We start from the raw sequence: 26,495 nt of genomic DNA, 5'->3' as shown, positions 1-26,495 counted from the left end.
GATGAAAAAAGGTAGTATAAAACATAGTTGTAGTCATTTTATGTTGATTTTGACACAGATTATGACGCGTGGTGAAATTGGACAAACATCTATTATTATTGCATATTATATTTTATTTAGTATTTTTCCTGTAATAATGATTGTAGGTAATATGTTGCCATTATTACAAATCAATACTTCATCGATTGCAACTTATTTGAACGTTATTTTTCCTGAACAAATAGCACAATTTATTTTGCCAATAGTTAAAAGTCTTTTGCATCAACAATCTAATGGATTTATTTCTTTAGGTATTATTTTTGCTCTATGGTCATTTTCAGGACTAGTTAATTCAATTAGAATAGCTATGAATAAGATTTATGGTGTTTATGAACAGGAAAAAACATGCCCTTGGTGGTATTATTTCGTAACACGTACATTGATGTTGTTGTTATCAATTTTTATGATATATATTTTTTTATTGGCGATTTTTGTGGTAGCCTTTGGTAATCAAATTATGAATTTTTTAGGTGTTACGCTAAATTTTTCAGTTGAATGGCTTAATCAGTTATTACATTATCGCTGGCCATTAATTATTTTAATGACTATTTTGTTTAACACATATATTAATTACACAATACCTAATATTAGTATGAAGTCTAGAATTACATTTCCAGGAACAATTTTTACTACCATATGTTGGTGTGGGCTATCATACTTTTTCGGATTGTATTTGCATGAGTTCGGCATCAGATGGGAAAATTATGGAATAATTGGCACTTTCATCATTTTTTTAATGTGGTTGAATTTAGCTGCTATCTTGTTTTTAATTGGCGTATGCTTAAATGCGACAATTAGTTATATTAAGTATGGTAATGCTCAATATAAGCTTAGACCCATTACAGATTATCTGAAGAGTTGCACATCCAAAGCAAATCGATAATAATATTCTGGAGGTCTTATTGTTTAGGAGGATTTATTAATGAAAGTAAGAAAAGCTGTTATACCAGCAGCAGGATTGGGAACTAGGTTTTTGCCTGCAACCAAAGCTATGCCTAAAGAAATGTTGCCAATTGTTGATAAACCTACAATTCAATTTATTGTTGAAGAGGCAAAAAAATCAGGTATTGAAGATATTTTGATAGTTACAGGTAAATCTAAGAGACCTATTGAGGATCATTTTGATTCTAACCCTGAATTAGAAGCAGAACTGAAAGCTAAGCACAAAGATTCTTTACTAGAACTTACCCAATCTATTACTAGATTAGGAGTAAATATTTATTTCACCAGACAACCGCATCCAGCTGGGTTAGGTGATGCTATATATAGAGCTCGTAGCTTTGTTGGTAATGAGCCTTTTGTAGTTATGCTGGGAGATGACTTAATGTCTGATACAGTTCCTTTAACTCAACAATTAATTAATTGTTATAATAGGACGCACGCTTCAACTATTGCTGTAATGAAGGTACCTCATGAAGAGGTTTCTAAATATGGTGTAATTGCACCTGATGATGAAATTGAACCAAATCTATATAATGTTAAGACATTTGTTGAAAAACCGAGTCTAGATGAAGCACCAAGTGACTTAGCAATTATTGGTAGATATCTACTTACTCCCGAAATATTTGAGATTTTAGCTAGTCAAAAGCCTGGACGAGGTGGAGAAATTCAGCTAACTGATGCTATTGATACTATGAATAAGACACAACGTGTATTTGCTCATGTGTTTACTGGTGAGCGTCATGACGTCGGCAATAAAGAAGGATATTTGGAAACTTCGATTGAATATGGCTTAACACATCCAGAAACCAGCGAAGAATTAAAACAATATATTATCAAGTTGGCCGCTAAATTATCTAAATAAAATTAAAAAAACATAGAAGCATGGATGATCAAACTTCTATGTTTTTATTTTAAAATTATTTGTTTCTTATCAGGTTGAATTTGCATCCCGAAGATGGAATATTCATGATTATTGATAGCAAAGTATACATTAACATTTTTATGTTTTATTTGGCAGCAGATAGTTAGTAGTTGATAGATAGTACGCGGATTAATTGATAGGGATGTTAATATACACTTGTTCTGTGAGAAGATAATTTTACTGATAGGATAATTGTTTGGATGGGTATCTTCATGAAAATAAATTTGATAATTTGAATCAACATCTTGCATTAATTGCAGCAAATTGACTAATTTCATAGAAAAAAACCTCCGTATAGCATATGAATAGTATTTAATGATAGATATAATATTTAATGATAACTAACAAGTATTAGGAGAAAGTTTATGCAAAAAAAACATCGAAAAAAATGTTATATTTGGTTAATTACTATTATAACAATATTCTTTACATTATATTTAGGAGCTGGATATTATTTTTATCAAGTAGCTTTTGTACCAGGGCATAAGAGCTTTTTAAAAAAGCATAAAGCTTTAAGCAAGAGCGACCCTTTATATAAAGAAAAATTGTGGTATTTAAATTCAAAAAAGCAACAATATTCAATAAAATCTGCTGATAATAAATTCCGATTAGTTGCAAATTATTTGCCTGCTTCTTCAAAAAGCTTCAAGACAGTTGTGATTTTACATGGTTATATGGGTAATAAAGATAAAATGGGGCAATATGCAGCTTTATTTCATCAATTAGGTTATAATGTCCTTTTGCCAGATGCTCGTAGTCATGGAGCTAGTCAAGGCAATTTTATTGGATATGGTTGGCCTGAGCGTAATGATGTCAAAAAATGGTCGCAATATATTATTAAAAGGCAAGGTAGCAATAGTAAAATTGTTATTTTTGGATTAAGTATGGGAGCAGCAACTGCAATGATGACTAGTGGCGAAAAGTTACCAACGCAAGTTAAAGCTATTATTGAAGATTGTGGATATACAAGTATTGAGGATGAATTAAATTACGAAGCTAATAAATTGTATAAATTGCCTTCGATGGTTGAGGTGCCAATCGTTAAGTTGCTTAGTCTTAGTGTCAAGATTAAGTATGGTTATTTTTTAAGCGAAGGAAGTTGTATCAAACAGCTTGAAAAAAATCATAGGCCATTTTTATTTATTCATGGTGAAAAAGACAAATTCGTTCCAATGTATATGGTATATAAAAATTATCGAGCATGTAGAGGACCTAAAGAATTGTGGGTAACTAAAAATGCGGCTCATGCTGAATCATTCCCCAAGCATCCCAAAATATATAAAAATAAAATAGCTCAATTTTTAAATAAATATGTTTAAGTTAGGCGTTGAAAACGCTTTAATAACTGACTATAATTTAATTGGAAGGAATGTTACCCATAGTTTTAATCTTCGAATTATAGTGTTTTTTGACAGATTCTCTTATTAAATGAATGACATAATATTATTTAGAAGGTATTTTCCTTCCATGCCTTTTTTTAGCAAGTTGTGTATAACAACTTGTTTTTTTTATATATAAAAAACTCTTTATCATATTGACAAAGAGTTTTAATTATATCAAATTTCTACTTACGTAAAACTAATTTTGCAATTCCTTCCCAGCGAGGGGTTTGGGGCATCATATCTACTGGCTGTATTAAACGAACATCATATGCTTGGCTTAATAGGACTAAATCACGTGCTAAAGTCGATGGATTACATGAAATATAAACAAAGTCTTTAGGCTTGCAAGTTAAAAGCGTCTTAACTAATTGCTTGTTTAGTCCAGTACGCGGTGGGTCTACAATTAAAGCATCTATAGCGATACCATCTTTTTGCATTTGTGGTAAGATTTTCTCTACGCTACCATTGATGTATTCAGCATTTTTTACATTGTTTAAACGACAATTAAATTGTGCATCTGCTATTGCTTCAGGAATGGATTCAATACCAATTACTTGTTTGACTTTTTCACTAGCTAAAATACCTAATGTTCCTACACCAGCGTACGCATCAACAAGAATAGAATTAGCATTTAGTTCGAGATAGTTTAATGCTGTTGAGTAGAGTACTTCAGTTTGCTCAGGATTTAGCTGGAAAAATGCTCGAGGTGAGAGAATAAATTTCTTATTTAATATCTGTTCGGTAATATAATTTTTCCCTATCAGCTTAGTTGTTTTATTACCCCAAACTAATGGGTTATTCCATTGGCTTTCATTTTGAAATACAGATACTACATTTTCTAGTTCAATGATTTTTTCTGCCAACTTATCTAAATTTTTTATATTCTTACCAATAGTAACTAATGTTACTTGAATTTCATCTGTAGCATGAGATTGACGAACAACTACAGTCTTAATACCATCTTTTTTATATCGACTATCAGCGATTGCAATGTGCATTTTTTCAATCAATTTTTTGATAGCAAACTCTACCTTTTGTGTATTTTTTGACTGGGTAGGCATGATTGGTAAGTCAATTATTTTTTGACTCTTTGGAGCATACATTCCTAATGAAATTTTATTTTTAATATTTTCAATTTGGTATTGAGCTTTGTTACGATAATACCATTGCTTGGGTGCAGGAATGGTATTTTTGATTTTTATTTTCTGATAATTACGTGGATGAAATTTTAATAAGCTGTCTTTAATCAATTCTTTTTTAAATAACAATTGACTGTCATAATCAAGGTGGGCTAATTCTAATCCACCAGTTTCTGGATTGACATTTTTAGGAAATGCAACTCGATGAGGTGATTTTTCTTTGATTCTGATTAATTCACCCTCTAAATATTTTGGAAAAGTTTCGGTGATTTTAGCTACAACTACTTCTCCTGGTAATGCATTCGGAATAAAGATTATTTTTTTCTTATAGTATCCGATACCTTCACCGTTGATTCCTAGCCGTTTTATAGTGATAATTACATCTTTTTCAGATGTGATTGGATTATTTTTTTTCAAAATATGCCTCATTTCGTATATATTATATAAGGTAACTATATTAATGATAAGCTCTAATTAAATCTTGAACAAGAGCTTGAAGTAAAACTTTTTAGAAAGAAGAAAAAATGGCAATTATAACTAATGTTAGTACTCAGAAACAAAAAAAACGTTATAATATTTTTTTGGATGGTCAATATGCTTTTAGTGTTAGTGAAAACATATTAATAAAAAAACGACTGTTTAAGGGCACAAATTTAACCGATGAACAAATTGCAGAAATTAAACAAGCTGAATTAGATCAAAGGACTTTAAATTTAGCACAAGACTTTCTTAGCTATCAAATGAGGACGGTCAATGAAGTATGCATTTATTTGCGTCAAAAAGGGGTCAGTGAGACCGCTATTAAAGTTGCTATAGCTGATTTAAAAAAACTAAAGTTATTAGATGATCAAAATTATGTAAAATTATACGTTAATAATAATTTGCAAATCGGCAAGGAGGGTCCTAATAGTATTAGGCATAAGTTACTTAATAAGGGCGTAGACAATAAGTTGATTGAAAATGTATTAAGTAGTTATGATAATATAGATTGGGTTGATCCAGGAATTAGATTGGTTAAATCTATGTCAAATAAGTTAGGAAAATTATCTACTAAAGCTATTATTCAAAAAACTAAGTTAAAATTGATGCAACATGGATTTAGCTCGGATCAATTAGATTTGGTAATTGAACAACTCGATTTATCTAATAATAGTGATGAACAACTTGAAGCTTTAATTAAGGAGGGAATTAAAGCTTACAAGAAATATGCACAGGAGCCTGATTTTAAACGTAATCAAAAAATAAGGCGATATTTATTTACACATGGGTTTGATAGTACAGAAATAGATCAGTTTTTGGATGGGCAAATAATTGATTTTAATAGTCTTGAAGATTATTAAGTGAAAGGAATGTAAAAAAATGGAAATTATACAGAAACAAGCTTGTACGATGATTGGTAAAGTATTTTTACCTACTGATATTGATGAGCAACGATCATATTCTGCAGCCATTCAGCAAGTAGAAAATGATATTAATTTTGTTAACTTTTTAAAAGAAAATAATTTGGAACATCAACGGGCTGCGTTATATGTATTTGCTCCAGATAGTTTTATGTATTGGTATGGTGTAGTTGTGCACCAGCTTCCGAATGAGTTGAAGGGATTAAGACAATTTGGTCTACCATCTTGTAAGGTGGCAAATTATATAACTGAATCACAAAATTTAACTCACTTTTTGTCTCCAGTAAATCAAACGATACCAATGTTTTTAGACAAGTTAAATAAGGAAAATGTAACTTATCATGAAAATTTAGGTGAAAGTGATGTTCCATATATTTTAGAAGAATTAGATTTGGATACAAAAAAACTGACACAGTCGCTATATCTGGATGCCAGTGATTTAAGTAAATAAATTTTATATTGATAAGTTATCATACTCGATATACGCACCAATGCAGGTTGATATGAGCATGATTAACAAGATGATGCCAGTAACTTTATCGATTATAATTGATAAAGGTAAAATATGGCGAATAATAATAGTTGCTAATAAGCATAAAATGAAGTCTAAGGCGATATTACCTATCAAAAATATTTTGCGGCGTCTAATACTAAAAAAACGAAATATTTGTTTGAGTAGTTGGCTGGAAATATTTTCTGATACTAAATCTAGAGGTCGCTGAATAGTTGCTTTGATAGCAAACATAATCAAGGCACCAATAAATGCTCCTACAGCACTACGCCATGCATTTGCAGAATGATAAACTAGGGCATTATAGCAGGAACCGATAAGAGCTAGACTACAAAGATATGGTATTAGTAATAAAAAAACAAATACGAGATAAATTCTTACTTTTTTCATAAATATAAAACCTCATTTCTTGACATCATTCTAACATATAACCTCTTTATGATATAATATTTTTAAACATTGAATATTTATTTTTGTACAGAAAAGAGAGAAAAAACAATGAGTACAGACCCCGGTGCGGGAGATTTTTTTAGTAAATTACGAGCAAAGTTTCAAGCAGATGAAGATATTGATGCAGATCAAGAATTAACGTTGAAATTGGATGAGTTTTATAAGGCTCATGCAATTGATGAGCTTGAATATTCGATGATTCAGGGTGTTATTAATTTTAAAGAAAAAATAGCACGTGAAGTCATGGTTCCTAGAACTGATGCTTTTATGGTTGATAAGCATGATGATTTTAAAAAAAATTTAGTCGAGATTTTGCGTGAACCATATTCGCGAGTTCCCGTTTATGATGGTGATAAAGATAAGATAGTGGGGGTTATTCATATTCGCACTGTTTTAAGAAAAGCATTTGAATTAGGCTTTGATCATCTTAGTTATGAAGATGTGATGTTTGATCCGCTTTATGCACCTGAAACCGTTGAATTAAAGGATTTATTGATTGAAATGCAACAAACCCAACGTCAATTAGCTATTTTGACTGACGAATATGGTGGGGTTGTCGGACTTGTTACAATTGAAGATTTGATTGAAGAAATAGTCGGTAATATTGATGATGAAACTGACGTTGCACAGGTACTATTTCACAAAATATCAGAAAATAAATATGTTATTAGTGGCAAGATGACGTTAGATGATTTTAATGAGGAATTTGATACTGATCTTGAAATGGAAGATGTTGATACTATTGCTGGATATGTGATTACTAAATTAGGATTGATTCCTGGCAAGGGCGAAAAATTGAGTGTTAAGTTAGATGACGGTATAATTTTAACTACTAGAAGGATGAGGGGTTCACGATTACAAACATTGTTATTAACTTTGCCTAAGACAGATACAAAAAATACAAAGGAAGATATTGAGGATTAATGAATAAGTTAACAGAAAAAGTAAATTCACGTCGTACATTTGCGATTATTTCTCACCCAGATGCTGGTAAAACTACAATTACTGAACAGATGTTATTATTTGGTGGTATTATTAGGAACGCTGGAACTGTTAAGGCTCGCAAGAGTGGACATTATGCGACTAGTGATTGGATGGAAATTGAAAAAAAGCGTGGTATTTCCGTAACCAGTTCAGTAATGCAATTTGAATATGACAATAAAAGAATTAATATTTTGGATACACCAGGTCACCAGGACTTCTCTGAGGATACATATAGAACATTGATGGCAGTTGATGCTGCGGTGATGGTTATCGATAGTGCCAAAGGTGTTGAACCACAAACTAAGAAGCTTTTTAAAGTTGTCAAAAAACGTGGTATACCTATTTTTACTTTTATGAATAAGTTAGATCGTGATGGACGTGATCCATTAGATTTGACAGCAGAACTGGAAGATTTGTTGGATATCGAATGTGTTGCTATGAATTGGCCTATAGGAATGGGTAAGCAACTCAAGGGCTTATATGATCTTGCCAATAAACGTGTTGAACTATATCGTCATGAAGATGATTCAGATCGCTTTTTGCCACTTAATGAAGATGGCACTTTGGATAATAATATAGCATTAAGTCATGACAGTCTCTTTGAATCTACTTTAGCGGACATTGAATTGTTGAAAGAAGCTGGAAATAATTTTGATCTGGATAAAATATTAAGAGGTGATCAAACTCCTGTATTTTTTGGATCGGCTTTGGCTAATTTTGGTGTAGAAACATTTTTGAAAAGTTTCGTTGAGTTAGCTCCTGCTCCTAAAGAACATGAATTAATTGATAATACTACAATTGCTGCTGATGATGATGAATTTTCGGGCTTTGTTTTTAAGATTCAAGCTAATATGAATCCCAATCATCGTGATCGAATTGCATTTATCAGAATTGGTAGTGGTGAGTTTCAAAAAGGCATGGATGTTACATTAGCTAGAACTAATAAAGTTATTCGATTGAATAATGCTACAGAATTCATGTCAAGTAGTAGAGTGCAAGTTTCAGAAGCTGTCGCTGGGGATATTATTGGTTTATATGATACTGGTAATTTCCAGATTGGTGATAGTATTTATGCTGGTAAGAAAAAAATTGAATATCCAGAATTACCACAATTTACACCAGAAATATTTATGAGAGTTACAGCTAAAAATGTGATGAAACAAAAGTCATTTCACAAAGGAATGACGCAATTAGTTCAAGAAGGTGCCGTTCAGTTGTATCGTGGATATGCGACAGATGATTATATATTAGGTGCTGTTGGACAATTACAATTTGAAGTTTTTGCATTTAGAATGAAGAATGAATATAACTCGGAAGTAGAATTAACATCACTTGGCGGACGTGTAGCACGTTGGATTAATCCGGACCAATTAGATCCAAAAATGTCATCATCTCGAAACTTGTTGGTGAAAGATAGAGAAGGAGAACCTTTATTTTTATTTGAAAATGCTTTTGCTGAACGTTGGTTTAAGGACAAATATCCTGATGTGGAATTGACTTCCAAACTATAAGATTTATACGCAGTTAGAAATATAGAATGCCTTGATGTGTTTTATGTTTCTTTTTTTGCTCTAAATTGTAGGAAAATAGGTGAAAGAAATATAATATAATAAGATATGACAGCATTGTTTGTTAGAAAGTCAGATATTATGAATAAGTGTAATTTTAATTCTAAGCAATTTTATAATCAATTAGTTGATGAATTGATTGTTTCACAAAAAAATAATTCCCTGTTTTTTTTGATAGGTGCGGGTGTTTCAAATCAGCAAGGTTATGGTGATTGGAACGATTATGTGCGTAAGTTAGCTGAATATTGGGGACTTAGGAATAAGAGATATGCTGATACATTAAAATATATTTCTTCTTTAGCAGGCTTGAGTAATAAGCGTAAGATTGATTTTATCAATCAAATTATCAAAAAAATTTGCAATAGTGATGAGCAATTTAAGATTCGCTGTTTAGATTTTGAGAAAAAACATTTTGGCAATCATCAGTTACAAATAAACAATGACATATTGAGTACCTTAATTAAATTTAGTGCGATTTTTTTTACTACAAATTACGATTATGAAGTTGAAAATGCTATTGGCTCTAATTCCATTATTAAGGATTATATGGAATTGAGTGAAACAGATGAGCTTTTGCCAAACTTTGTCGTGCATTTACATGGTGAACCTAATGGAAATGTATCAAACTTTATTAATACATCTGATAAATATTTGAAATTGTATGCTAATTTAGATAATTTACAGCATAAACTTACGATGTTTTATAAGAAAAAGAAAAATCCGGTATTAATTATCATTGGATCTGGATTACAGGAAGATGAATTATTATATTCGATGTGTCCTGATAATGAAATTTCAGTTTATGCTTTATGTAAATATGATAATTGTGGTAATAATGATACTATTTCAGCTGATTTAGCAAGCATTAAAGAAAAATTTTATCTAGAAAAAAATATCAAAATTATTTGGTATGGTAAGGAATTTTCTGATTTAAGTGTATTTTGTAATCAATTATATGATGATGTACAACATAAGATAATGAAACGATGTGGATTTATTACGCCTGATGAATTAATTTCTGAAGCTATAGCAAGTAAAGATTTTAGTGAATGTTATTGCCTGCATAAGGTTATTGAGCAAAAAAATATGGATTTACTTGATGCATTTTTCACTAATATTAGTAATGATTATTTTAAAAAATTACTTAATGATAAGGTATTTATTGAGCAATATATAGCTAAAAATTATTTATCTTCTGTGTTTTTAGAAAGAAGTTTAGCTTTATTTAATCAAATTAATTATCATACACGAAAAGTAATTGAAAATTCGATTAAGTTAGGCAATACATGGGCTAATAAAAGTGCTTCTATCAATATAATTGTTGCCGAATCCAATAATTATGTTGGTACAGATAAAATTGCATTCATGGAAGAATATTTATGTAATATATTGACACAAATAACACGTCCAGATGAAATTAAAAATAGTGATGTTAAATGTTTATATTTATTACAAATGCTACAAAATGACAAGATATTTTTAAATACTGAAGATTATGATTTATCAGAAGCGTTTTATAGTAGATTTTATCGTGTACTAATAAATATTGATTATTGTTTAAATGTAGATCAATATAGTTTCAACGAATTGCGTGAACATTGTATTGTCAAAAAATTGTATACACTTCTTTTTAATAATAAGTTGAGATTTTGTCATAGTAAGGCTTTTCCAGAATTTTTGTTTAAAAGCAAACTTATTAGACGATTATTAATTAACATAGATTTGATTCATGATTTATCAAATACAAATTTATCAAATTTGATTAAATATTTTGATTATAATAAACAAATTCAAGGTTCAGAAGTAAATATATTTGTGACAAAGCATATTAAGCAAATCAAGACTGATGCTAAATATATTAATTTATCTGTTGCTATCAGGCAAAAAATACAAAATGGTAATTATTATTTAGATGGTAATATGTATTTTAATAATAATAAAGATCTGATGAGATGGACAAATATAGATACATGTGCTCGATATATTGCAAAAGCAATTAATAATAATAGTTTTGATATCAATTGCTATCAAATTTTTCATAGTATAATTAACCAGCAAATAAAAGATGATTCTTTATTAAATCAATTATTATCGTTTGATATCTGGAAACTTAAATGTGATTGCTCGAATATAATTAATATTTTGAACTTTTTTGAGACTGATTTAGGTAGATATATCAATATATTAAATGAGTTGGAAAATACTAGACCGCAATTGCTAGCACAATGTCGAAGTAAAATTATTAATAATTTGTCCAGATTTAATAATAAAAATATTTGTGATTATTTACGAGGTAAGTATTTACCATTAACTGGAGCAAATATTAGATGTTCAGTTAATTACTTGGTGGGCTATGCACATAGTCATACCACTGCTGTTGATTATAAAGATGAAACAGTCTTTAAAGAGCCTGCAATTGTATTGGCTAATTGCACTTTCAATGATGACTATGCTTTATTAGAAATGATAGTTAAGATATTAATTGCGACTGCTAATCCTAATTGTATTGATTCGCAAAAAAATAATTCTTTATTTAATCGTAATTTAGATCGAATTGTATTGATTGTTTTGTTAAATTTCCATAAATTTTATATATCATATAAAAATCAATTGTTGGCTTGGATCGATTTTTTATGTTTGCAAATTGGCCTTGATAAATTTATTGAAAAAATATTCTTAAATATCAAATATTTGAAAAATAATGATTTAAATATACTTTTTGGTAATTTGAAATCGATTATTAATAATCTTGATTCTAATTTGATTAGTTTACAATGTCTAAACAATTTGACATCTTTGGATGATAAAGAACAGGTCAATATCATTATCCAGTTTTTAATTTATGCCAAAGCAAGTAATATAATTCCTTTCTCGGTAGATAATTCGTACATTTTGGCACATATGTTAGATTTGTTAAATAGATACGATTATGTGGCTGAAATGAAGAATCTATATGAATGTTTTGAAAATATTGTGCCCAACCATGATTATGCTTTTTTAGGCAATAAATATCATATTAGGACAAAATGTTAAAAGATTGCTAAAATAGCAATAGATTATATATGTTAAGGGAGACAAATTCTTTGAAAAAATTACTGCTTATTGATGGTAACTCTGTAGCATTCAGGGCTTTTTATGCACTATATAAACAATTAGATAAGTTTAAAAGCCCTGAGGGATTGCATACAAATGCAATATTTACATTTAAAAATATGCTGGATGTCTTATTGAAAAATATACAGCCAACGCACATGTTAGTAGCATTTGATGCAGGTAAAATTACTTTTAGAAATAAAATGTATGCTGATTATAAAGGCGGGAGAGATAAGACACCAAATGAATTATCTGAACAGTTGCCAATTATTAAAGAATTGCTTGCTTATTTAGGCATTAAATCATATGAATTAAGTAATTATGAAGCGGATGATATTTTAGGTACAATGGCTAAAATGGGCACCGATTTAGGCTTTGAAGTTACGATTGTAACTGGAGATCGGGATTTAACACAATTAGCTGGGGAACATGTTACGGTCATGGTAACAAAAAAAGGTGTCAATGACTTAGAAATCTATACACCAAAACATATGCAGGAAGTATATGGAGTAACACCCAAGCAATTTATTGATGTGAAAGCTTTAATGGGGGATGCATCTGATAATTATCCTGGCGTAGAAAAAGTAGGAGCTAAAACAGCTAGTAAGTTAATTAATCAATATGGTTCCGTTGAAAATCTTTATGAAAAAATTGACCAAATAAAAGCCTCAAAAATCAAAGAATATTTAATCAGGGATAAAAATAATGCTATTTTAGGTAAAAAATTGGCCACAATTGATTGTACATCACCAGTAGATTTAAAAATTGATGATTTAGAATTACAAGCACAACAATTAACGCAATTACGTAGTTTCTATGAAAGATTAGGATTTAAAAAGTTTTTGTCAGAATTGCCTGATGTTGAAGAAATAGATAATAAAGTTCAAGATGAATGTCATTATGAAATTTTGGATAAAGATAATTTATCTGAAATTTTTGCTACTGATTTTGATCATATTTCTTTTAATTTGGAAATGATAGGTGATAATTATCATTTGGCTCAATATGCTGGTTTTTCTGTGAAGATCAAGCAAAAAATATATGTTTGTGATGATGTTACGCTATTGCAAGAAGCACCACTAAAGAAAATATTAGAAGATAAGAATATTGCTAAGCAAGTTTTTGATTTGAAACGCAATTATGTAGGTCTACAAAGATTAGATATTACTTTGTCTAATGTTACAGATGATATTATGCTTGCATCTTATATTGCTGATAGTGAAAATAATGCAGGAGATTTAGGTGTATTAGCTAATTCTTATCAAGAATTTTATGTTCAATCTGATGAAATAATTTATGGTAAGGGAAAAAAGCAACATAGTGTGGATGTAGACACGTTGTATGCTCATATGGCAACTAAAGTTGATGTTTTAGATAAATTAAAAGCAAAAATTATGCCAGAATTGCAACAGCATGAACAACTGCATTTGTATAAGAATATAGAAATTCCTATAGCCGTAATTTTGGCAAAAATGGAAATAGCTGGAATTAAGGTTCAAGCAACCACTTTAGTTAAAATGAAAAATGATTTGGATGTGCGAATAACTGATCTAAAAAACAAAATCTATCAACTAGCTGGTGAAAAATTTAACATCAATTCACCCAAGCAATTAGGTGTTATCTTATTTGAGAAGTTAAAACTAACACCAGCTAAGAAAACCAAAACAGGTTATTCGACTTCTGTAGATGTTTTAGAAAAATTAGAATATCAAAGTCCGATAGTTGCTGATATTTTGGATTATCGCCAAATTTCCAAAATCCAATCAACATATATTAATGGCCTGTTGGATTATATTCAAGCGGATGGAAAAATACATACACGCTTTTTACAAACTTTAACTACTACAGGACGATTATCATCTGTAGAACCAAATTTACAAAATATACCTGTCAAACTTGAGGAAGGCAAGCAAATTAGAAAAGCGTTTGTTCCTTGTAAACAGGATAGCTATCTTTTTTCGTGTGATTATTCTCAGGTTGAACTTAGAGTTTTAGCACATGTATCACACGAAAAAAATATGTTGGAAGCATTTAAAGAGGGATATGATATTCATGCTCATACAGCTATGAAAATTTTTGGCTTATCAAATTTAGATGAAGTTACACCATTAATGCGTCGACATGCTAAAGCTGTTAATTTTGGTATTGTTTATGGGATATCCGATTATGGTTTAGCTAAGAATTTAGGAATTAGTCGTCAGGAGGCTCAAAATTTTATTAATAATTATTTTGAACAATATCCTCAGATAAAAGATTATATGAAAGCAGCTGTTAAATTGGCACGTGAAAAGGGATATGCTGAAACTATCATGCATCGTCGCCGTTTATTACCTGATATTCACAATAAGAATTTTAATATTCGTTCATTTGCAGAACGAACTGCAATTAATTCTCCAATTCAAGGTTCTGCAGCAGATATTATTAAAATAGCAATGATTAAAATGCAATCTGAGTTGGAACGGAGAAAATTGAAAACAAAAATGATTCTACAGATTCATGATGAATTGCTTTTCGATGTTCCTAGCGAAGAGCTAGATTTAATAAAGACTCTTGTCCCTAAGATTATGCAACAAGCTGCACAATTAGATGTTCCATTAATTGCTGATGCTAATTGGGGCCATAATTGGTATGAAGTTAAATAGAGGTGATCTTAAATGCCAGAAATGCCAGAGGTAGAAACAGTTCGTCGTACGTTGGAGCCACTGATTAAGGGAAAAATTATAAGTAATGTAACAATTTGGTATGATAAAATCATTGTGAATGATGCCGATTTTTTTCAAAGAAAAGTAGTAGGTCAAAAAATTTGGGCTATAGACCGATATGGTAAATATCTTTTAATAAGATTAACTAATAATCTGACTATAGTTTCACATTTGCGGATGGAAGGCAAATATCATTTTTTAGATAGTGATGCACCTAAGCAGAAACATGAACATGTACAATTTACTTTTTCTGATAATACATATCTTAGATATGATGATGTTCGCAAATTTGGTAGGATGCAATTGATTGAAACTGGTACTGAACGAAGAAATACTGGTATTAAGAACTTAGGATTTGAACCAAATAGTGAAGATTTTACCCTAGATTTTTTTCTAAACAAGGTAAAAGCTAGAAAAAGAGCGATAAAAAATGTATTATTAGATCAAAGTATTGTTTGTGGATTAGGGAATATTTATACAGATGAAGTTTTATGGCAGAGCAAAATACATCCCTTAAGTATTGCAAATAAAATTGCTCAAGATAGTTTGGTAGAATTATTTTATGATATAAACAATACAATAAAAATAGCTATTCAATACCATGGTACGACTTTTCATAGTTTCTTAGATGCTGATGGTCATACTGGTAAGTATCAATCAATGCTAAAAGTTTATGGCAAAAGTGGTGAACCTTGCAGCCGTTGCAATACTACTTTAGAAAAAATTAAAGTTAATGGTCGAGGAACAACATTCTGCCCATTGTGTCAGGTGGTTTATAAATGACATACTTTTTGGGATTAACTGGTGGTATAGCTACTGGTAAGAGTACTGCATCGAATTTCTTTAAAAAGCAAGGTATACCAGTTATTGACTCCGATTTGATAGCTCACCAGCAATTAAGTAAGAGAAATGTTATTGAAAAATTATCTCAATTGTTTGGAAATATGATTTTAACATCTAGTGGACAGATTGATCGCAAAAAATTGGGAGCGATTGTTTTTAATGATAAAAATTCATTAGCTAAGTTAAATGCTGAATTACATCCATTGATTTGTCAGCAGATAAAGCTCAAGATAGCTGAATATGAACGGATTGGTTGTCCTTTTGTTGTTTTAGATGCTCCTTTGCTTTATGAACTTAAATTAGATAAAGTTTGTAATGCAGTTTTGGTGATTAGTTTAAATTTTGAATTACAAAAGAAAAGATTAAAAGAACGTAACAATTTAAGCGACCTGGAAGCAGAAAAGCGGATATATAGTCAGTTGCCACTAGAAATTAAAAAAAATTATGCCAATTATGTGATTGAAAATGATCAGTCAGTAGAGATATTAGAAAATAAATTAGCAACTTTATTGAAAAATATAAGGAGATAAATTATGGAGTGTCCTAATTGTCATGAAAATGCCTCAAAAGTAATTGATTCTCGTCCTAGTGATGAAAATCGCTCAATTAGAAGACGGCGTGAATGTGAAAATTGCGGTTACCGTTTTACTACATTTGAAAGAGTTGAACAGACGCCATTATTAGTAATAAAAAATGATGGTACTAGGGAACCATTTAATCGTGAAAAAATATTACGTGGGGTGATGATGGCTGCTCAAAAAAGGCCGATTTCTAGTCAGCAATTAGATACATTGGTTGATCATGTAGATAATGCTGTACGTAAACAAGGTGTATCAGAGATTTCTTCTAAGGAAATTGGCGAGATTGTGATGGATGAATTGGCTAATTTAGATGATGTTGCATATATAAGATTTGCAAGCATTTACCGTCAATTTACTGATGTTTCTGGGTTTATGGAAGCAATGACAGATATGCTTAAAAAACAACATGGGGAGGACTAATACATGTATTCATGTACTAATCCTAAACAGCCGTTTTATGTAGCTAATAATGTTACGATTACTGCTGATGGTCAGAAAATATTATCTAGATTGTATCAACCATTAATTGGACATTTAGGTATGAGTATATATATCACATTGGCTAATGAATTTAATTCTTTACCTTTATCGATTGATTATAAAGTGTTATATCAACTCCAAGAGCAATTAGATTGTGGCTTGAAAGATATTTTTGATAGTATTCATAAGCTAGAAGCTGTCGGTTTAGTTAAAACATATTTAGGCGATAATCCTAGGTTAGGTTCAATAATTATTTTTAAATTGAGTGAAATTACTAATGCTCAGGAATTTTTTTCAACTTTTTTGTTGTCTAGTCTATTACAAGAAAAGGTAGGTATAGTCGCTTTTGATAATTTGGTAAAAGATTTTACGCCATCTATTTTTCAAGGATTAAATGATGCCCAGGATGTTTCCAGTGGATTTTTTGACGTGTTTAAGCTAACAGGTGATCATGCAATTGAACCTACTAAAGAAGTTATGGATGCTAAGAAGGTTATTGCTGCTGATAGTAATTCTAAGGTTGATATTAAGATGGGTAAAATGATTCAAAAAATTGATTGGCAATTTTTGGAAGATCTTTTACTTAAATACCATATTCCGGCAAATGAGGTAGATAGTCATAGAACTGAAATCGCTCAATTGATGACTTTTTATCAATTAGGTGAGCAAGATTTTACTAAGCTAGCTACAATGTGTTTGCATGCTGGAGATAAAAAATTGGATATGAAACTAATTCAGCGGATGGCTCATAATCAATTAGGACAACAAAAATTAGTGCATACTGTTGAACAACAACTATCTGAAACTAAGTCTGAAGATAGTTTAATACCAGATTTTGATAACGATGAAAAAAAGTTGCTAGAGGATGTTAATAGTAATCAACCACTAGATTATTTATATAAAATTAAGGAAAAAAAAGGTGGATATGTAACCGCCAATGAGAAAAGGGTTGTATATCGTTTGGAAAATGAATATCGTCTACCTAGTGAGTTGATAAATGTTTTGATCAAAACATGTCTTGATTATACATCTGTATTAACATTAAATTTAGCAGATAGAATTGCTAATAATTGGCTGCAAAATAAAATACATACAGCTCAAGAGGCTATTGCTTATACTAAAAAATGGCAAAAAAATAGGCAAGTACGTAGATTTAATAATAATTCAACAAGAAAACAAGCTAAAACCGATTGGAAGAATTATGATGTTGATAATGGTAAAAATACCGATGTATCATTGTCAAATGAAGAGTTGAATAATATTTTCAATAATTTTGGACGAAAAGAATAGAAAGAAAATAAGGCCAATGGAGAATATTTCTAGTATGTTAAAAAAAATAATCGCTAATCATAAATGTCAAATTAATCAAGATCAAATTATCGATTTAGTCTTAAATAATGCAAGTGTCCAAGAATTTTTACAAGTACATAAACTTAAAATTACTGATGATATATTTAAAAGATCACTAAACAATTTGTATATCTATATTCAAGAATGTGAGCATCCTTCTAAGGTAAATCAGGGATATGAACCATACTTATTCGTTAATGGCAACATGATAGATTTTGCTTATCGAGCAACACTTCAAAAAAGGATCGATGATCGTAAAAAGTATGTACAGAATTTAATTCATTTAGTAGATTTACCATTGTCATTAAAAAATGTGGAATTGTCAGCTGTTGATAAAACTCCTGAACGAATTAAAGCCTTGCAGGAAATTGGTTTATTCATTCAACAATATCATGTAGATAAACATGCAAAAGGTTTATATTTAGAAGGCGATTTTGGTGTAGGCAAAACATATATGATGGCTGGATTAGCTAATGGATTAGCTCAAGAAGGAAATGAAGTGGTATTTTTGCATGTACCATCTTTTATTGCGGGATTGAGTGATCATTTTAAAGATAATAGTCTTACCGATAAAATTATGAAAATTGCTACGGCTACTATTGTTATTTTTGATGATATTGGTGCTGAATCTTTAACCGAATGGTCTCGTGATGAAGTTCTAGGAGTTATTTTGCAAAGAAGAATGGATAATCAGTTACCAACCTTTTTTACATCAAATATGAACTTTGATGCATTAACGATTCATTTCGCACAAGTTAAAAATTCATATGATGATGTGAAAGCAAAAAGATTAATGGAAAGAATACGTTGCTTGAGCAAAGAAGTATTTGTAGGTGGAGAAAATAGAAGGCGTTAATTCTTTTATTTAATACTTGCATCAAACGTTTATGCTAGTATAATGTAGATAATAAGAGACATGACATCTGCACCTCAGAGATAAAGGCCAAGTTCTGGAAGCCTTTTAATTGTAAGATGTCCCAACTTTTATTTTGTTAGATTAATATGGAGGCTGGATACCTTTATCAATCTGAATGAGGAGTTTTTATACTCGAATTTGGGTGGAACCACGCTTTTAACGTCCCGGCATTTTATTTAGTGCCGGGATTTTTTATTTGGAGGTAAAAATGAGTTTAGTTATTACATTGCCTGATGGCTCAAAGAAAGAATTTAATCATGCATTAACTATTAAAGAAATAGCAAGTTCAATTGCAACGTCTTTAGCTAAGTCTGCTGTAGCTGGTAAAGTTAATGATGAAATAAGACCGCTTGATTTTGTAGTTGATACAGATGCTAGAGTTGCTATTATAACTGATAAAGACGAGGAAGGATTACAAGTATTAAGAAATACTGCTGCCTTTGTGTTTGAAATGGTAGCAAGCAAACAATATCCATCAGTTAGATTAGGAACATCTGAATTAGAAGAAGATGGTTTCTTTGTTGATACTGATAAAGAAGATCAGATAAAAGCATCTGAATTACCTGATTTAGAAAAAGAAATGCAAAAAATAGTTAAAAATGGTGAAAAAATAGAATACAAAATAGTATCAAAATCTGAATTATTAGATTTATTCAAAGATGATCCATATAAACTAGAGTTATTGAAAGAAGAAGCAGACGAAGTTGCAGTTTACAAATTAGAAGATTTCGTAGATTTTGGCTTTAATGCTCTTTTGATGAATACTGGTAAATTAAAGCATTTTAAATTATTATCTGTAGCTGGGGCTTATTGGCAAGGTAAATCTTCTAATCCAATGCTTCAAAGAATTTTTGGTACAGCTTTCTTCAAAGAGGCAGATTTAAAGGCTGATTTACAAAGAAGAGAAGATATAAAGGAAAGAGATCACCGTACAATTGGCCGTGACTTAGATTTATTCTTTGTTGATCCCAAAGTTGGAGCTGGATTACCATATTGGATGCCTAAAGGTGCTACTATTAGACGTGTTATCGAGCGTTACATTATAGATAAAGAAGTTGCTGATGGTTACCAACACGTTTATACACCCGTATTAATGAACTTGGATGCTTATAAGACTTCAGGACACTGGGCACATTATCGTGAAGATATGTTCCCACCAATGGATATGGGAGATGGTGAAATGCTAGAATTACGACCAATGAACTGCCCATCTCATATTCAGATTTATAATCATCATATTCGTTCTTATCGTGAGTTGCCAATTCGTATAGCAGAATTAGGTATGATGCACAGATACGAAAAATCAGGTGCTTTGTCAGGTTTACAACGTGTTCGTGAAATGACTTTAAACGACGGACATACATTTGTTGAATTAGACCAAGTGCAATCTGAATTTGCTAAAATTTTGAAGTTGATCATGGAAGTATATCGTGATTTTGATATTACAGATTACTACTTCAGATTATCATATCGTGATCCTAAAAACACTGATAAATATTTTGCAAATGATGAAATGTGGGAAAGATCACAAAAGATGCTTAAAGGTGCAATGGATGATCTAGGATTAGAGTATGTCGAAGCTGAGGGAGAAGCTGCTTTTTATGGCCCTAAGCTTGACATTCAGACTAAGACTGCATTAGGAAATGATGAAACCATGTCAACTATTCAATTAGACTTTATGTTACCAGAAAGATTTAATTTGTCATATGTTGGTAAGGATGGAGAAGAGCATAGACCTGTTATGGTTCACCGTGGTATTGTTGGTACCATGGAGAGATTTATTGCATATCTTACTGAAATATACAAAGGTGCCTTTCCAACTTGGCTAGCTCCATTGCAAGTAAAAATTATTCCTGTAAATAATGATGCACATGGTGAATATGCACAAAATGTTAAAGATCAGTTAATGAAATTAGGCTTTAGAGCAGAAGTTGATTTCAGAAATGAAAAATTGGGTTACAAGATTCGTGAAGCCCAAACTCAAAAGGTACCATATACGTTGGTATTGGGAGATGACGAGTTGCAACATAATAGTGTAAATGTTCGTAAGTATGGTAGTGAAGATCAAGAATCTAAGGCATTATCTGAATTTGTTTCTGAATTATCTGCTGATGTTGCATCTTATTCAAGAAATAAATAAAAAAGTTTGACATAATTAAATTAGTCGCTTATAATAATTAAAGTTGAGAACAAGAAGAAGCACCCGCTTCTCGCCTAAGTTTTAAACCTCTAGGCTGATATGATCATTTAAAAAGCGGGCTCTTTTGCCCGCTTTTATCTTGTCCTCGAAAATTCAATGCGGAGGTGAATACCCATATCAAAGAATATAATCTTAAACGAAGAAATTCGTGCTCGTGAGGTTCGTTTAATTGGTGAAGATGGAGAACAAATCGGTGTTGTAACTAAGAGTGAAGCATTACAACGTGCTACAGAAGCTGATTTGGACTTAGTTCTTATTTCTCCTAATGCTAAGCCACCAGTTGCCAGAATTATGAATTATGGAAAATACAGATTCGAGCAACAAAAGAAAGAAAAAGAAAATCGTAAGAACCAAAAAGTTACTGCAGTTAAAGAAATACGCTTAAGCCCAACTATAGAGGGCAATGATTTTGATACTAAATTAAAGCATGTTCGTAATTTCTTAGCCAAAGGTGCAAAAGTTCGAGTTTCTATTCGTTTTAGAGGTCGTGCTATTACTCATAACGAATTGGGCAAAGAAGTATTGGAGAAAATGGCCGAGCAAGCTAAAGATTTATCATCTGTCACTGCAAGCCCAACCATGGAAGGTCGTTCCATGTTTTTAATATTATCTCCTTTGAGCGATAAGGACAAAAAGAAAAAGTAGTTAATTGGAGGATTTGTACATATGCCAAAGCAAAAAACACACCGCGCTTCAGCTAAGCGTTTCAAGAAAACTGCTAGTGGTGAATTAAAACGTCACCAAGCGTATACAGGACACCGTTTTCACGGTAAGACAAAGAAACAACGTCGTCATTTGAGAAAAGCTGCTATGGTTTCAGCAAGTGACTTAAGACGCATCAGACAGATGCTTTCCCAAATGCGTTAATTATAAATTGAAAAGACTTTTGAGGAGGAATTTTAGATGCCAAGAACTAAAGGTGGAACCGTAACACGTAAACGTCGTAAGAAGATTTTAAAGTTAGCTAAAGGTTATCGTGGTGCAAAGCACTTACAATTTAAAGCTGCAAGTACACAACTTTTTGTATCACGTAAATATGCTTTCCGTGATAGAAAGAAAGTTAAGAGTGAATTCAGAAGATTATGGATTGCTCGTATCAATGCTGCTGCAAGACAAAATGGTCTTTCATATAGCAAGTTAATGCATGGTTTGAAAGTTGCAGGTGTTGATATTAACCGTAAGATGTTGGCTGATATCGCTTATAATGACGAAAAGACATTTGCTGAGTTAGCAGCAACTGCTAAAAACGCTCTAAATTAGAATTATTAACACTCACGTAAATCACGTGAGTGTTTTTTTATCTTCTTTTGATTAAAAGTGATTAAAAATAATCATTATATTCAAAAATATGATTGAAATTGATTGCGTAAACGGTTACAATATTAATTGAAAGTGTGGTAGAAATGTTAACTCAAGAAAGACATCAAATAATTGTTTCGCATTTGAAGAGTAGAGGTATATGTAGTGTTAAAGAATTATGTTCTGTTACTAATAGCTCGCAAGCAACCATTAGGCGTGATTTATATGAATTACAACAAAAAGGAAAGTTAATAAGGGTTCGTGGAGGAGCACGGAGTCTGGATGAATTTTCCAGCGATGTAGAGCAGACAATTCGTTTTAATTTGCATGTAGAAGAAAAAAAGCAGATTGCCCAAGCAGCTGCAATGCATGTAAGAGATGGTGACAATATATTTATTGATGCAGGAACTACAACATATGAAATGATTCAATTTTTACGAGATAAAAAGGATCTCACAGTAGTGACTAATGGAATTGATGCTGCTATTGCATGCATTGAATTGGGCATTCGCACCAAAATTTTAGGTGGCACCATTAAGAAAAAAACACATGCTACTATTGGTACACAAACTTGTCAGCAGTTAATGCAATTCAATTTCAATGCGTCATTTTTAGGCTCAAATGGTTTAGGAAGTAATGGATGTTATACTACGCCAGATTGTGCGGAGGCAGATATAAAAAAGCAAGCAGTGGATTGTAGCAAAGTAACATTTATTTTAATGGATAAATCTAAAATTGGAATTGAGAGTTTTGTTAATTTTGCCAAAGTAGAATCGGTTACTCTAATAACAGATCAATTAACTGAGATGGATAAAAAGAAAATACCCAAAAAAACAAATATAGAGGAGATTAATTAATGATTTATACAGTTACTGTAAATCCAGCACTAGACTATGTTATTCAGTTGGAGCAATTTAACAACGGTGACATCAGTCGTTCTAATAATTGTAATTTCTTTGCTGGTGGCAAAGGAATTAATGTATCACAAATTCTTAATCAAATTAATGTTGAAAATACAGCTTGGGGATTTGTAGGTGGCTTTACTGGCAAGGAACTTGTTCGCCAATTAAATACTAAAAGAATTGTAAGTGATTTTGTAAAAATAAGTGACTTAACTCGAGTTAATGTCAAAATTCATGCCAAATCTGAATCCGAAATTAATGCTAGTGGTCCTAAAATTTTTCCAAAGGAAATTGAAGCATTTAAAATGCGTTTGGAAGATCTAACTAGCGAAGATATTGTTGTATTGAGTGGTAGTTTGGCTCCTAGTTTACCTGCAGATTTTTATAAGCAATTGCTACCAACTATAGTTGAAAAAGGTGCAAGTTTTGCTGTTGATACTACTGGTAAAGCCTTGTTAGAAACAATACCATATAAACCTTTAGTTATTAAACCAAATCATCATGAATTAGCAGATTTATTTGATATTAAAATTGAAAGCAAAGAACAATTATTTGAGTGTGCTAAAAAATTATTGGATATGGGTGCACAAAATGTGATTGTTTCTATGGCTAGTGAAGGAGGGTATTTGATAACTTCTGATCATATTTATCATGGTATACCTGCTGTTGGTAAGGTAGTTAATTCAGTTGGTGCAGGAGATTCTATGCTGGCTGGATTTGTAGGTACATATACTATGACAAAAGATGTAATCGAATCCTTTAAAGTTGGTATGGCTTGTGGTGCTGCAACAGCATTCACAGAAGATATTGCAATTAAAGAGCAGATTGATGCAATATATCCTCAAATTGGTGTTGAAACAATAATATAGTTAGTAATTTAGAAAGAAGGAATGAATATGAAAATAGAAGAGCTATTAAATCCTAAGTTAGCAATTTTAAATTTACAAGCTAATGATAAAGATTCAGCAATTCGAGAAATGGCTGATATGATGGCTGATCAAGGAATTGTTAATAATGAGGAAGAGTTTATCAAATCAATATGGGATCGTGAAAATCAAACTACGACTGGTATTGGTGATGGTATTGCGATGCCTCATGCCCGTAATAAAAATATCAATAAAGCTGCTGTCTTATTTGCCAAGAGTGAAAATGGAATTGATTTTAAATCACTTGATGGTAAGCCTGTGCATCTGTTTTTCATGATAGCAGCTCCAGAAGGTGCAGATAATGCTCACTTACAAGCTTTAGCAAAATTATCAAGCTTGTTAATCGATCCTGAATTTGTTGATGAATTAAAGAAAGCTACGAGTGGTGAAAAAGTAATTTCTTTGTTTAAACAAAAAGATGCAGCAATCACTAATGAAAAAAATAAAAAGCCTAAAATATCTTCTGAAAGACCATTAATTGTTGGTGTAACTGCATGTATTAATGGAATTGCACATACATATATGGCACAAGAAGCTTTGATTAAAGCAGGTGAAGCTTTAGGCTATAATGTACATATTGAAACTAATGGTTCTGAAGGAGTTAAGAATAAGCTGACTGCAGAAGATATCAGCAAAAGTGAAGGCGTTATTATTGCTTCAGATAAGAAAGTTGAAATGGCTCGGTTTGATGGTAAACCGCTAGTTTCTGCACCTGTTGTAGCTGGGATTAATAAACCGCAAGATTTGATTAAGCAAATAGCTGATCATCAAGCAAGCATCTATAATGCTGGAGGTCAAACTACTAAGCAAGCAGATAAAGCTGAGATTAGTGTTGGCAGTACCATATATAGAAATTTAATGAATGGTATTTCTCATATGTTGCCATTTGTTATTGGTGGTGGTATATTAATTGCTTTATCATTTATTGTTGAACAATATGCAGGTGGTGCTAAGAGTCCGCTATTTGTATTTTTAAATACAATTGGTGGTATGGCATTTACATTCATGGTACCTGTTCTGTCAGCATATATAGCAGAATCAATAGGTGATTTGCCTGCATTGATGCCTGGTTTTGTTGGTGGATATATGGCATCTAATGTTATTAATAACGCTAAGTCTCCCGCTGGATTTTTAGGCGGATTAGCAGCCGGTTTTATGGCAGGTTATATTACATTAGCATTAAGAAAAGTATTTAGTAAAATTCCTAAGTCGCTTGAAGGTATGAAACCAATGTTGCTTTACCCTGTTTTGGGATTACTATTAATTGCTGCTATTATGTACTATATAGTTAGTCCGATCTTTTCTGGCTTGAATTTTGCAATTACTAATTTCTTAAACCACATGGGTACAGGTAATTTAATTATATTAACCAGTATTTTAGGTGGTATGATGGCAATTGATATGGGTGGTCCTTTTAATAAAGCTGCATATGTATTTGCATCCGGAGCGTTTGCTAATAATCCACATGATCCAGTTAACGCAATTTTAATGGCTGCCGTTATGGTAGGTGGTATGGTTCCTCCATTTGCTACTGCAATTGGTACAGTTTTGTTTAAAAATAAGTATACAGAATCAGAGCGTAGAGCTGGTATTTCTAATTGGATTTTAGGTTGGTCATTTATAACTGAAGGTGCTATTCCATTTGCAGCAGCAGATCCTGGTCGTGTAATTCCTTCATGTGTCTTAGGATCAACTATAGCTGGATTTATTGTTGGACTTACTAAAGTAGGTATACCTGCACCTCACGGTGGATTCTGGGTTGCACCATTAGCTACAAACATTGTATGGTACTTTATCGCAGTGATAGTAGGATCTTTAGTTTCTGGTGTAGTGTTGAGTTTATGGAAAAAGGCAGTTAAATAAAGT

Annotated in this window: 24 protein-coding genes and 1 other annotated feature; of the genes, 21 read left to right on the top strand and 3 right to left on the bottom strand. The window is 31.4% G+C overall.

Annotated features, from left to right (window positions below; all coding sequences use genetic code 11):
* The first annotated feature begins 1 nt into the window (after nucleotide 1).
* Nucleotides 2–922 carry a YihY/virulence factor BrkB family protein gene (locus G6Z82_RS03930; RefSeq protein ID WP_006733810.1) on the top strand — a complete coding sequence of 307 codons (921 nt, stop codon included), beginning with the start codon at nucleotides 2–4 and terminating at the stop codon, nucleotides 920–922.
* Nucleotides 923–961: 39 nt separating this feature from the next.
* A complete protein-coding gene (galU, locus tag G6Z82_RS03925) occupies nucleotides 962–1,843 on the top strand; it encodes a UTP--glucose-1-phosphate uridylyltransferase GalU (protein ID WP_006730203.1) in 882 nt (293 codons plus the stop codon).
* Between the two features lie 44 nt (nucleotides 1,844–1,887).
* On the opposite strand, the gene G6Z82_RS03920 is transcribed toward galU, so the two are convergent.
* Complete coding sequence (locus G6Z82_RS03920; RefSeq protein ID WP_006736954.1) at nucleotides 1,888–2,181, bottom strand: hypothetical protein; 294 nt, start codon at nucleotides 2,179–2,181, stop codon at nucleotides 1,888–1,890.
* Between the two features lie 87 nt (nucleotides 2,182–2,268).
* Between G6Z82_RS03920 and G6Z82_RS03915 the strand changes: the two genes are divergently transcribed.
* Nucleotides 2,269–3,222: an alpha/beta hydrolase gene (locus G6Z82_RS03915; RefSeq protein ID WP_164785827.1), complete on the top strand. Its 954-nt coding sequence runs from the start codon at nucleotides 2,269–2,271 to the stop codon at nucleotides 3,220–3,222.
* A gap of 245 nt (nucleotides 3,223–3,467) precedes the next feature.
* Here G6Z82_RS03915 and rlmD read toward each other — a convergent pair whose 3' ends face one another.
* On the bottom strand, nucleotides 3,468–4,853 hold the full coding sequence (rlmD, locus tag G6Z82_RS03910; RefSeq protein WP_050773199.1) for a 23S rRNA (uracil(1939)-C(5))-methyltransferase RlmD: 1,386 nt from the start codon (nucleotides 4,851–4,853) through the stop codon (nucleotides 3,468–3,470).
* Between the two features lie 95 nt (nucleotides 4,854–4,948).
* On the opposite strand from rlmD, the gene recX reads away from it, so the two are divergent.
* Together recX and G6Z82_RS03900 are read left to right on the top strand one after the other, a co-directional pair.
* Nucleotides 4,949–5,764 (top strand): recombination regulator RecX, encoded by an 816-nt coding sequence (gene recX, locus G6Z82_RS03905; RefSeq protein WP_006729833.1) that lies wholly within the window; start codon nucleotides 4,949–4,951, stop codon nucleotides 5,762–5,764.
* Between the two features lie 19 nt (nucleotides 5,765–5,783).
* The gene (locus G6Z82_RS03900; RefSeq protein ID WP_006731660.1) at nucleotides 5,784–6,275 is read left to right on the top strand and encodes a hypothetical protein; all 492 of its coding nucleotides are present in this window, start codon (nucleotides 5,784–5,786) and stop codon (nucleotides 6,273–6,275) included.
* Between the two features lie 3 nt (nucleotides 6,276–6,278).
* Here the strand turns inward: G6Z82_RS03900 and G6Z82_RS03895 are convergent, their stop codons facing one another.
* The gene (locus G6Z82_RS03895; RefSeq protein WP_006729835.1) at nucleotides 6,279–6,725 is read right to left on the bottom strand and encodes a hypothetical protein; all 447 of its coding nucleotides are present in this window, start codon (nucleotides 6,723–6,725) and stop codon (nucleotides 6,279–6,281) included.
* A 108-nt stretch (nucleotides 6,726–6,833) separates the two neighbouring features.
* Here G6Z82_RS03895 and G6Z82_RS03890 point away from each other — a divergent pair, with 108 nt between their 5' ends.
* The 16 genes from G6Z82_RS03890 (at nucleotide 6,834) to G6Z82_RS03815 (ending at nucleotide 26,492) form a co-directional block, all read left to right on the top strand.
* Nucleotides 6,834–7,709, top strand: a complete 876-nt coding sequence (locus tag G6Z82_RS03890; RefSeq protein WP_006735111.1) for a hemolysin family protein — start codon at nucleotides 6,834–6,836, stop codon at nucleotides 7,707–7,709.
* Nucleotides 7,709–9,280 carry a peptide chain release factor 3 gene (locus tag G6Z82_RS03885; protein WP_164785826.1) on the top strand — a complete coding sequence of 524 codons (1,572 nt, stop codon included), beginning with the start codon at nucleotides 7,709–7,711 and terminating at the stop codon, nucleotides 9,278–9,280. The genes G6Z82_RS03890 and G6Z82_RS03885 overlap by 1 nt, the downstream gene beginning before the upstream one ends.
* A 105-nt stretch (nucleotides 9,281–9,385) precedes the next feature.
* Complete coding sequence (locus tag G6Z82_RS03880; RefSeq protein ID WP_164785825.1) at nucleotides 9,386–12,370, top strand: SIR2 family protein; 2,985 nt, start codon at nucleotides 9,386–9,388, stop codon at nucleotides 12,368–12,370.
* A gap of 29 nt (nucleotides 12,371–12,399) precedes the next feature.
* A complete protein-coding gene (gene polA / locus G6Z82_RS03875; protein WP_164785824.1) occupies nucleotides 12,400–15,072 on the top strand; it encodes a DNA polymerase I in 2,673 nt (890 codons plus the stop codon).
* 12 nt (nucleotides 15,073–15,084) lie between these two features.
* A complete protein-coding gene (gene mutM / locus G6Z82_RS03870; RefSeq protein ID WP_164785823.1) occupies nucleotides 15,085–15,915 on the top strand; it encodes a DNA-formamidopyrimidine glycosylase in 831 nt (276 codons plus the stop codon).
* Entirely contained in the window at nucleotides 15,912–16,505 is a 594-nt protein-coding gene (gene coaE / locus G6Z82_RS03865; RefSeq protein WP_006735079.1) for a dephospho-CoA kinase, read from the top strand. The genes mutM and coaE overlap by 4 nt, the downstream gene beginning before the upstream one ends.
* A 3-nt stretch (nucleotides 16,506–16,508) precedes the next feature.
* The gene (gene nrdR, locus G6Z82_RS03860) at nucleotides 16,509–16,976 is read left to right on the top strand and encodes a transcriptional regulator NrdR (RefSeq protein WP_006729842.1); all 468 of its coding nucleotides are present in this window, start codon (nucleotides 16,509–16,511) and stop codon (nucleotides 16,974–16,976) included.
* A 3-nt stretch (nucleotides 16,977–16,979) separates the two neighbouring features.
* On the top strand, nucleotides 16,980–18,326 hold the full coding sequence (locus tag G6Z82_RS03855; protein WP_006729843.1) for a DnaD domain protein: 1,347 nt from the start codon (nucleotides 16,980–16,982) through the stop codon (nucleotides 18,324–18,326).
* Nucleotides 18,327–18,342: 16 nt separating this feature from the next.
* Complete coding sequence (dnaI, locus tag G6Z82_RS03850; protein ID WP_164785822.1) at nucleotides 18,343–19,242, top strand: primosomal protein DnaI; 900 nt, start codon at nucleotides 18,343–18,345, stop codon at nucleotides 19,240–19,242.
* Nucleotides 19,243–19,510: 268 nt separating this feature from the next.
* Complete coding sequence (thrS, locus tag G6Z82_RS03845; RefSeq protein ID WP_164785821.1) at nucleotides 19,511–21,442, top strand: threonine--tRNA ligase; 1,932 nt, start codon at nucleotides 19,511–19,513, stop codon at nucleotides 21,440–21,442.
* 45 nt (nucleotides 21,443–21,487) lie between these two features.
* Nucleotides 21,488–21,588, top strand: a sequence feature (ribosomal protein L20 leader region).
* A 40-nt stretch (nucleotides 21,589–21,628) separates the two neighbouring features.
* Nucleotides 21,629–22,147, top strand: coding sequence for a translation initiation factor IF-3 (gene infC / locus G6Z82_RS03840; RefSeq protein ID WP_029327255.1), 519 nt, complete (start codon nucleotides 21,629–21,631; stop codon nucleotides 22,145–22,147).
* A gap of 21 nt (nucleotides 22,148–22,168) precedes the next feature.
* Nucleotides 22,169–22,369, top strand: coding sequence for a 50S ribosomal protein L35 (rpmI, locus tag G6Z82_RS03835; RefSeq protein ID WP_006729847.1), 201 nt, complete (start codon nucleotides 22,169–22,171; stop codon nucleotides 22,367–22,369).
* A gap of 36 nt (nucleotides 22,370–22,405) precedes the next feature.
* Entirely contained in the window at nucleotides 22,406–22,762 is a 357-nt protein-coding gene (gene rplT, locus G6Z82_RS03830) for a 50S ribosomal protein L20 (protein WP_006729848.1), read from the top strand.
* A gap of 143 nt (nucleotides 22,763–22,905) precedes the next feature.
* Nucleotides 22,906–23,658 (top strand): DeoR/GlpR family DNA-binding transcription regulator, encoded by a 753-nt coding sequence (locus tag G6Z82_RS03825; RefSeq protein WP_006735687.1) that lies wholly within the window; start codon nucleotides 22,906–22,908, stop codon nucleotides 23,656–23,658.
* Entirely contained in the window at nucleotides 23,658–24,572 is a 915-nt protein-coding gene (pfkB, locus tag G6Z82_RS03820) for a 1-phosphofructokinase (protein ID WP_006733411.1), read from the top strand. The genes G6Z82_RS03825 and pfkB overlap by 1 nt, the downstream gene beginning before the upstream one ends.
* Before the next feature lie 27 nt (nucleotides 24,573–24,599).
* The gene (locus G6Z82_RS03815; RefSeq protein ID WP_006733429.1) at nucleotides 24,600–26,492 is read left to right on the top strand and encodes a PTS fructose transporter subunit IIABC; all 1,893 of its coding nucleotides are present in this window, start codon (nucleotides 24,600–24,602) and stop codon (nucleotides 26,490–26,492) included.
* The last annotated feature ends 3 nt before the right edge of the window (nucleotides 26,493–26,495 follow it).

The organism is Lactobacillus iners (genome assembly GCF_011058775.1).
Taxonomy (GTDB): Bacteria; Bacillota; Bacilli; order Lactobacillales; family Lactobacillaceae; genus Lactobacillus; species Lactobacillus iners.
This window is presented reverse-complemented; position numbering and strand designations above follow the sequence as displayed.

Coding starts and splice junctions, on each gene's coding strand:
- G6Z82_RS03890 (WP_006735111.1), top strand. CDS start 6,834: ATGAGTACAGACCCCGGTGCGGGAGATTTTTTTAGTAAATTACGAGCA.
- dnaI (WP_164785822.1), top strand. CDS start 18,343: ATGGAGAATATTTCTAGTATGTTAAAAAAAATAATCGCTAATCATAAA.
- pfkB (WP_006733411.1), top strand. CDS start 23,658: ATGATTTATACAGTTACTGTAAATCCAGCACTAGACTATGTTATTCAG.
- rpmI (WP_006729847.1), top strand. CDS start 22,169: ATGCCAAAGCAAAAAACACACCGCGCTTCAGCTAAGCGTTTCAAGAAA.
- G6Z82_RS03885 (WP_164785826.1), top strand. CDS start 7,709: ATGAATAAGTTAACAGAAAAAGTAAATTCACGTCGTACATTTGCGATT.
- mutM (WP_164785823.1), top strand. CDS start 15,085: ATGCCAGAAATGCCAGAGGTAGAAACAGTTCGTCGTACGTTGGAGCCA.
- G6Z82_RS03815 (WP_006733429.1), top strand. CDS start 24,600: ATGAAAATAGAAGAGCTATTAAATCCTAAGTTAGCAATTTTAAATTTA.
- G6Z82_RS03915 (WP_164785827.1), top strand. CDS start 2,269: ATGCAAAAAAAACATCGAAAAAAATGTTATATTTGGTTAATTACTATT.
- thrS (WP_164785821.1), top strand. CDS start 19,511: ATGAGTTTAGTTATTACATTGCCTGATGGCTCAAAGAAAGAATTTAAT.
- rplT (WP_006729848.1), top strand. CDS start 22,406: ATGCCAAGAACTAAAGGTGGAACCGTAACACGTAAACGTCGTAAGAAG.
- G6Z82_RS03920 (WP_006736954.1), bottom strand. CDS start 2,181: ATGAAATTAGTCAATTTGCTGCAATTAATGCAAGATGTTGATTCAAAT.
- G6Z82_RS03895 (WP_006729835.1), bottom strand. CDS start 6,725: ATGAAAAAAGTAAGAATTTATCTCGTATTTGTTTTTTTATTACTAATA.
- recX (WP_006729833.1), top strand. CDS start 4,949: ATGGCAATTATAACTAATGTTAGTACTCAGAAACAAAAAAAACGTTAT.
- nrdR (WP_006729842.1), top strand. CDS start 16,509: ATGGAGTGTCCTAATTGTCATGAAAATGCCTCAAAAGTAATTGATTCT.
- coaE (WP_006735079.1), top strand. CDS start 15,912: ATGACATACTTTTTGGGATTAACTGGTGGTATAGCTACTGGTAAGAGT.
- G6Z82_RS03930 (WP_006733810.1), top strand. CDS start 2: ATGAAAAAAGGTAGTATAAAACATAGTTGTAGTCATTTTATGTTGATT.
- G6Z82_RS03825 (WP_006735687.1), top strand. CDS start 22,906: ATGTTAACTCAAGAAAGACATCAAATAATTGTTTCGCATTTGAAGAGT.
- G6Z82_RS03855 (WP_006729843.1), top strand. CDS start 16,980: ATGTATTCATGTACTAATCCTAAACAGCCGTTTTATGTAGCTAATAAT.
- rlmD (WP_050773199.1), bottom strand. CDS start 4,853: ATGAGGCATATTTTGAAAAAAAATAATCCAATCACATCTGAAAAAGAT.
- G6Z82_RS03900 (WP_006731660.1), top strand. CDS start 5,784: ATGGAAATTATACAGAAACAAGCTTGTACGATGATTGGTAAAGTATTT.
- galU (WP_006730203.1), top strand. CDS start 962: ATGAAAGTAAGAAAAGCTGTTATACCAGCAGCAGGATTGGGAACTAGG.
- G6Z82_RS03880 (WP_164785825.1), top strand. CDS start 9,386: ATGACAGCATTGTTTGTTAGAAAGTCAGATATTATGAATAAGTGTAAT.
- polA (WP_164785824.1), top strand. CDS start 12,400: ATGTTAAGGGAGACAAATTCTTTGAAAAAATTACTGCTTATTGATGGT.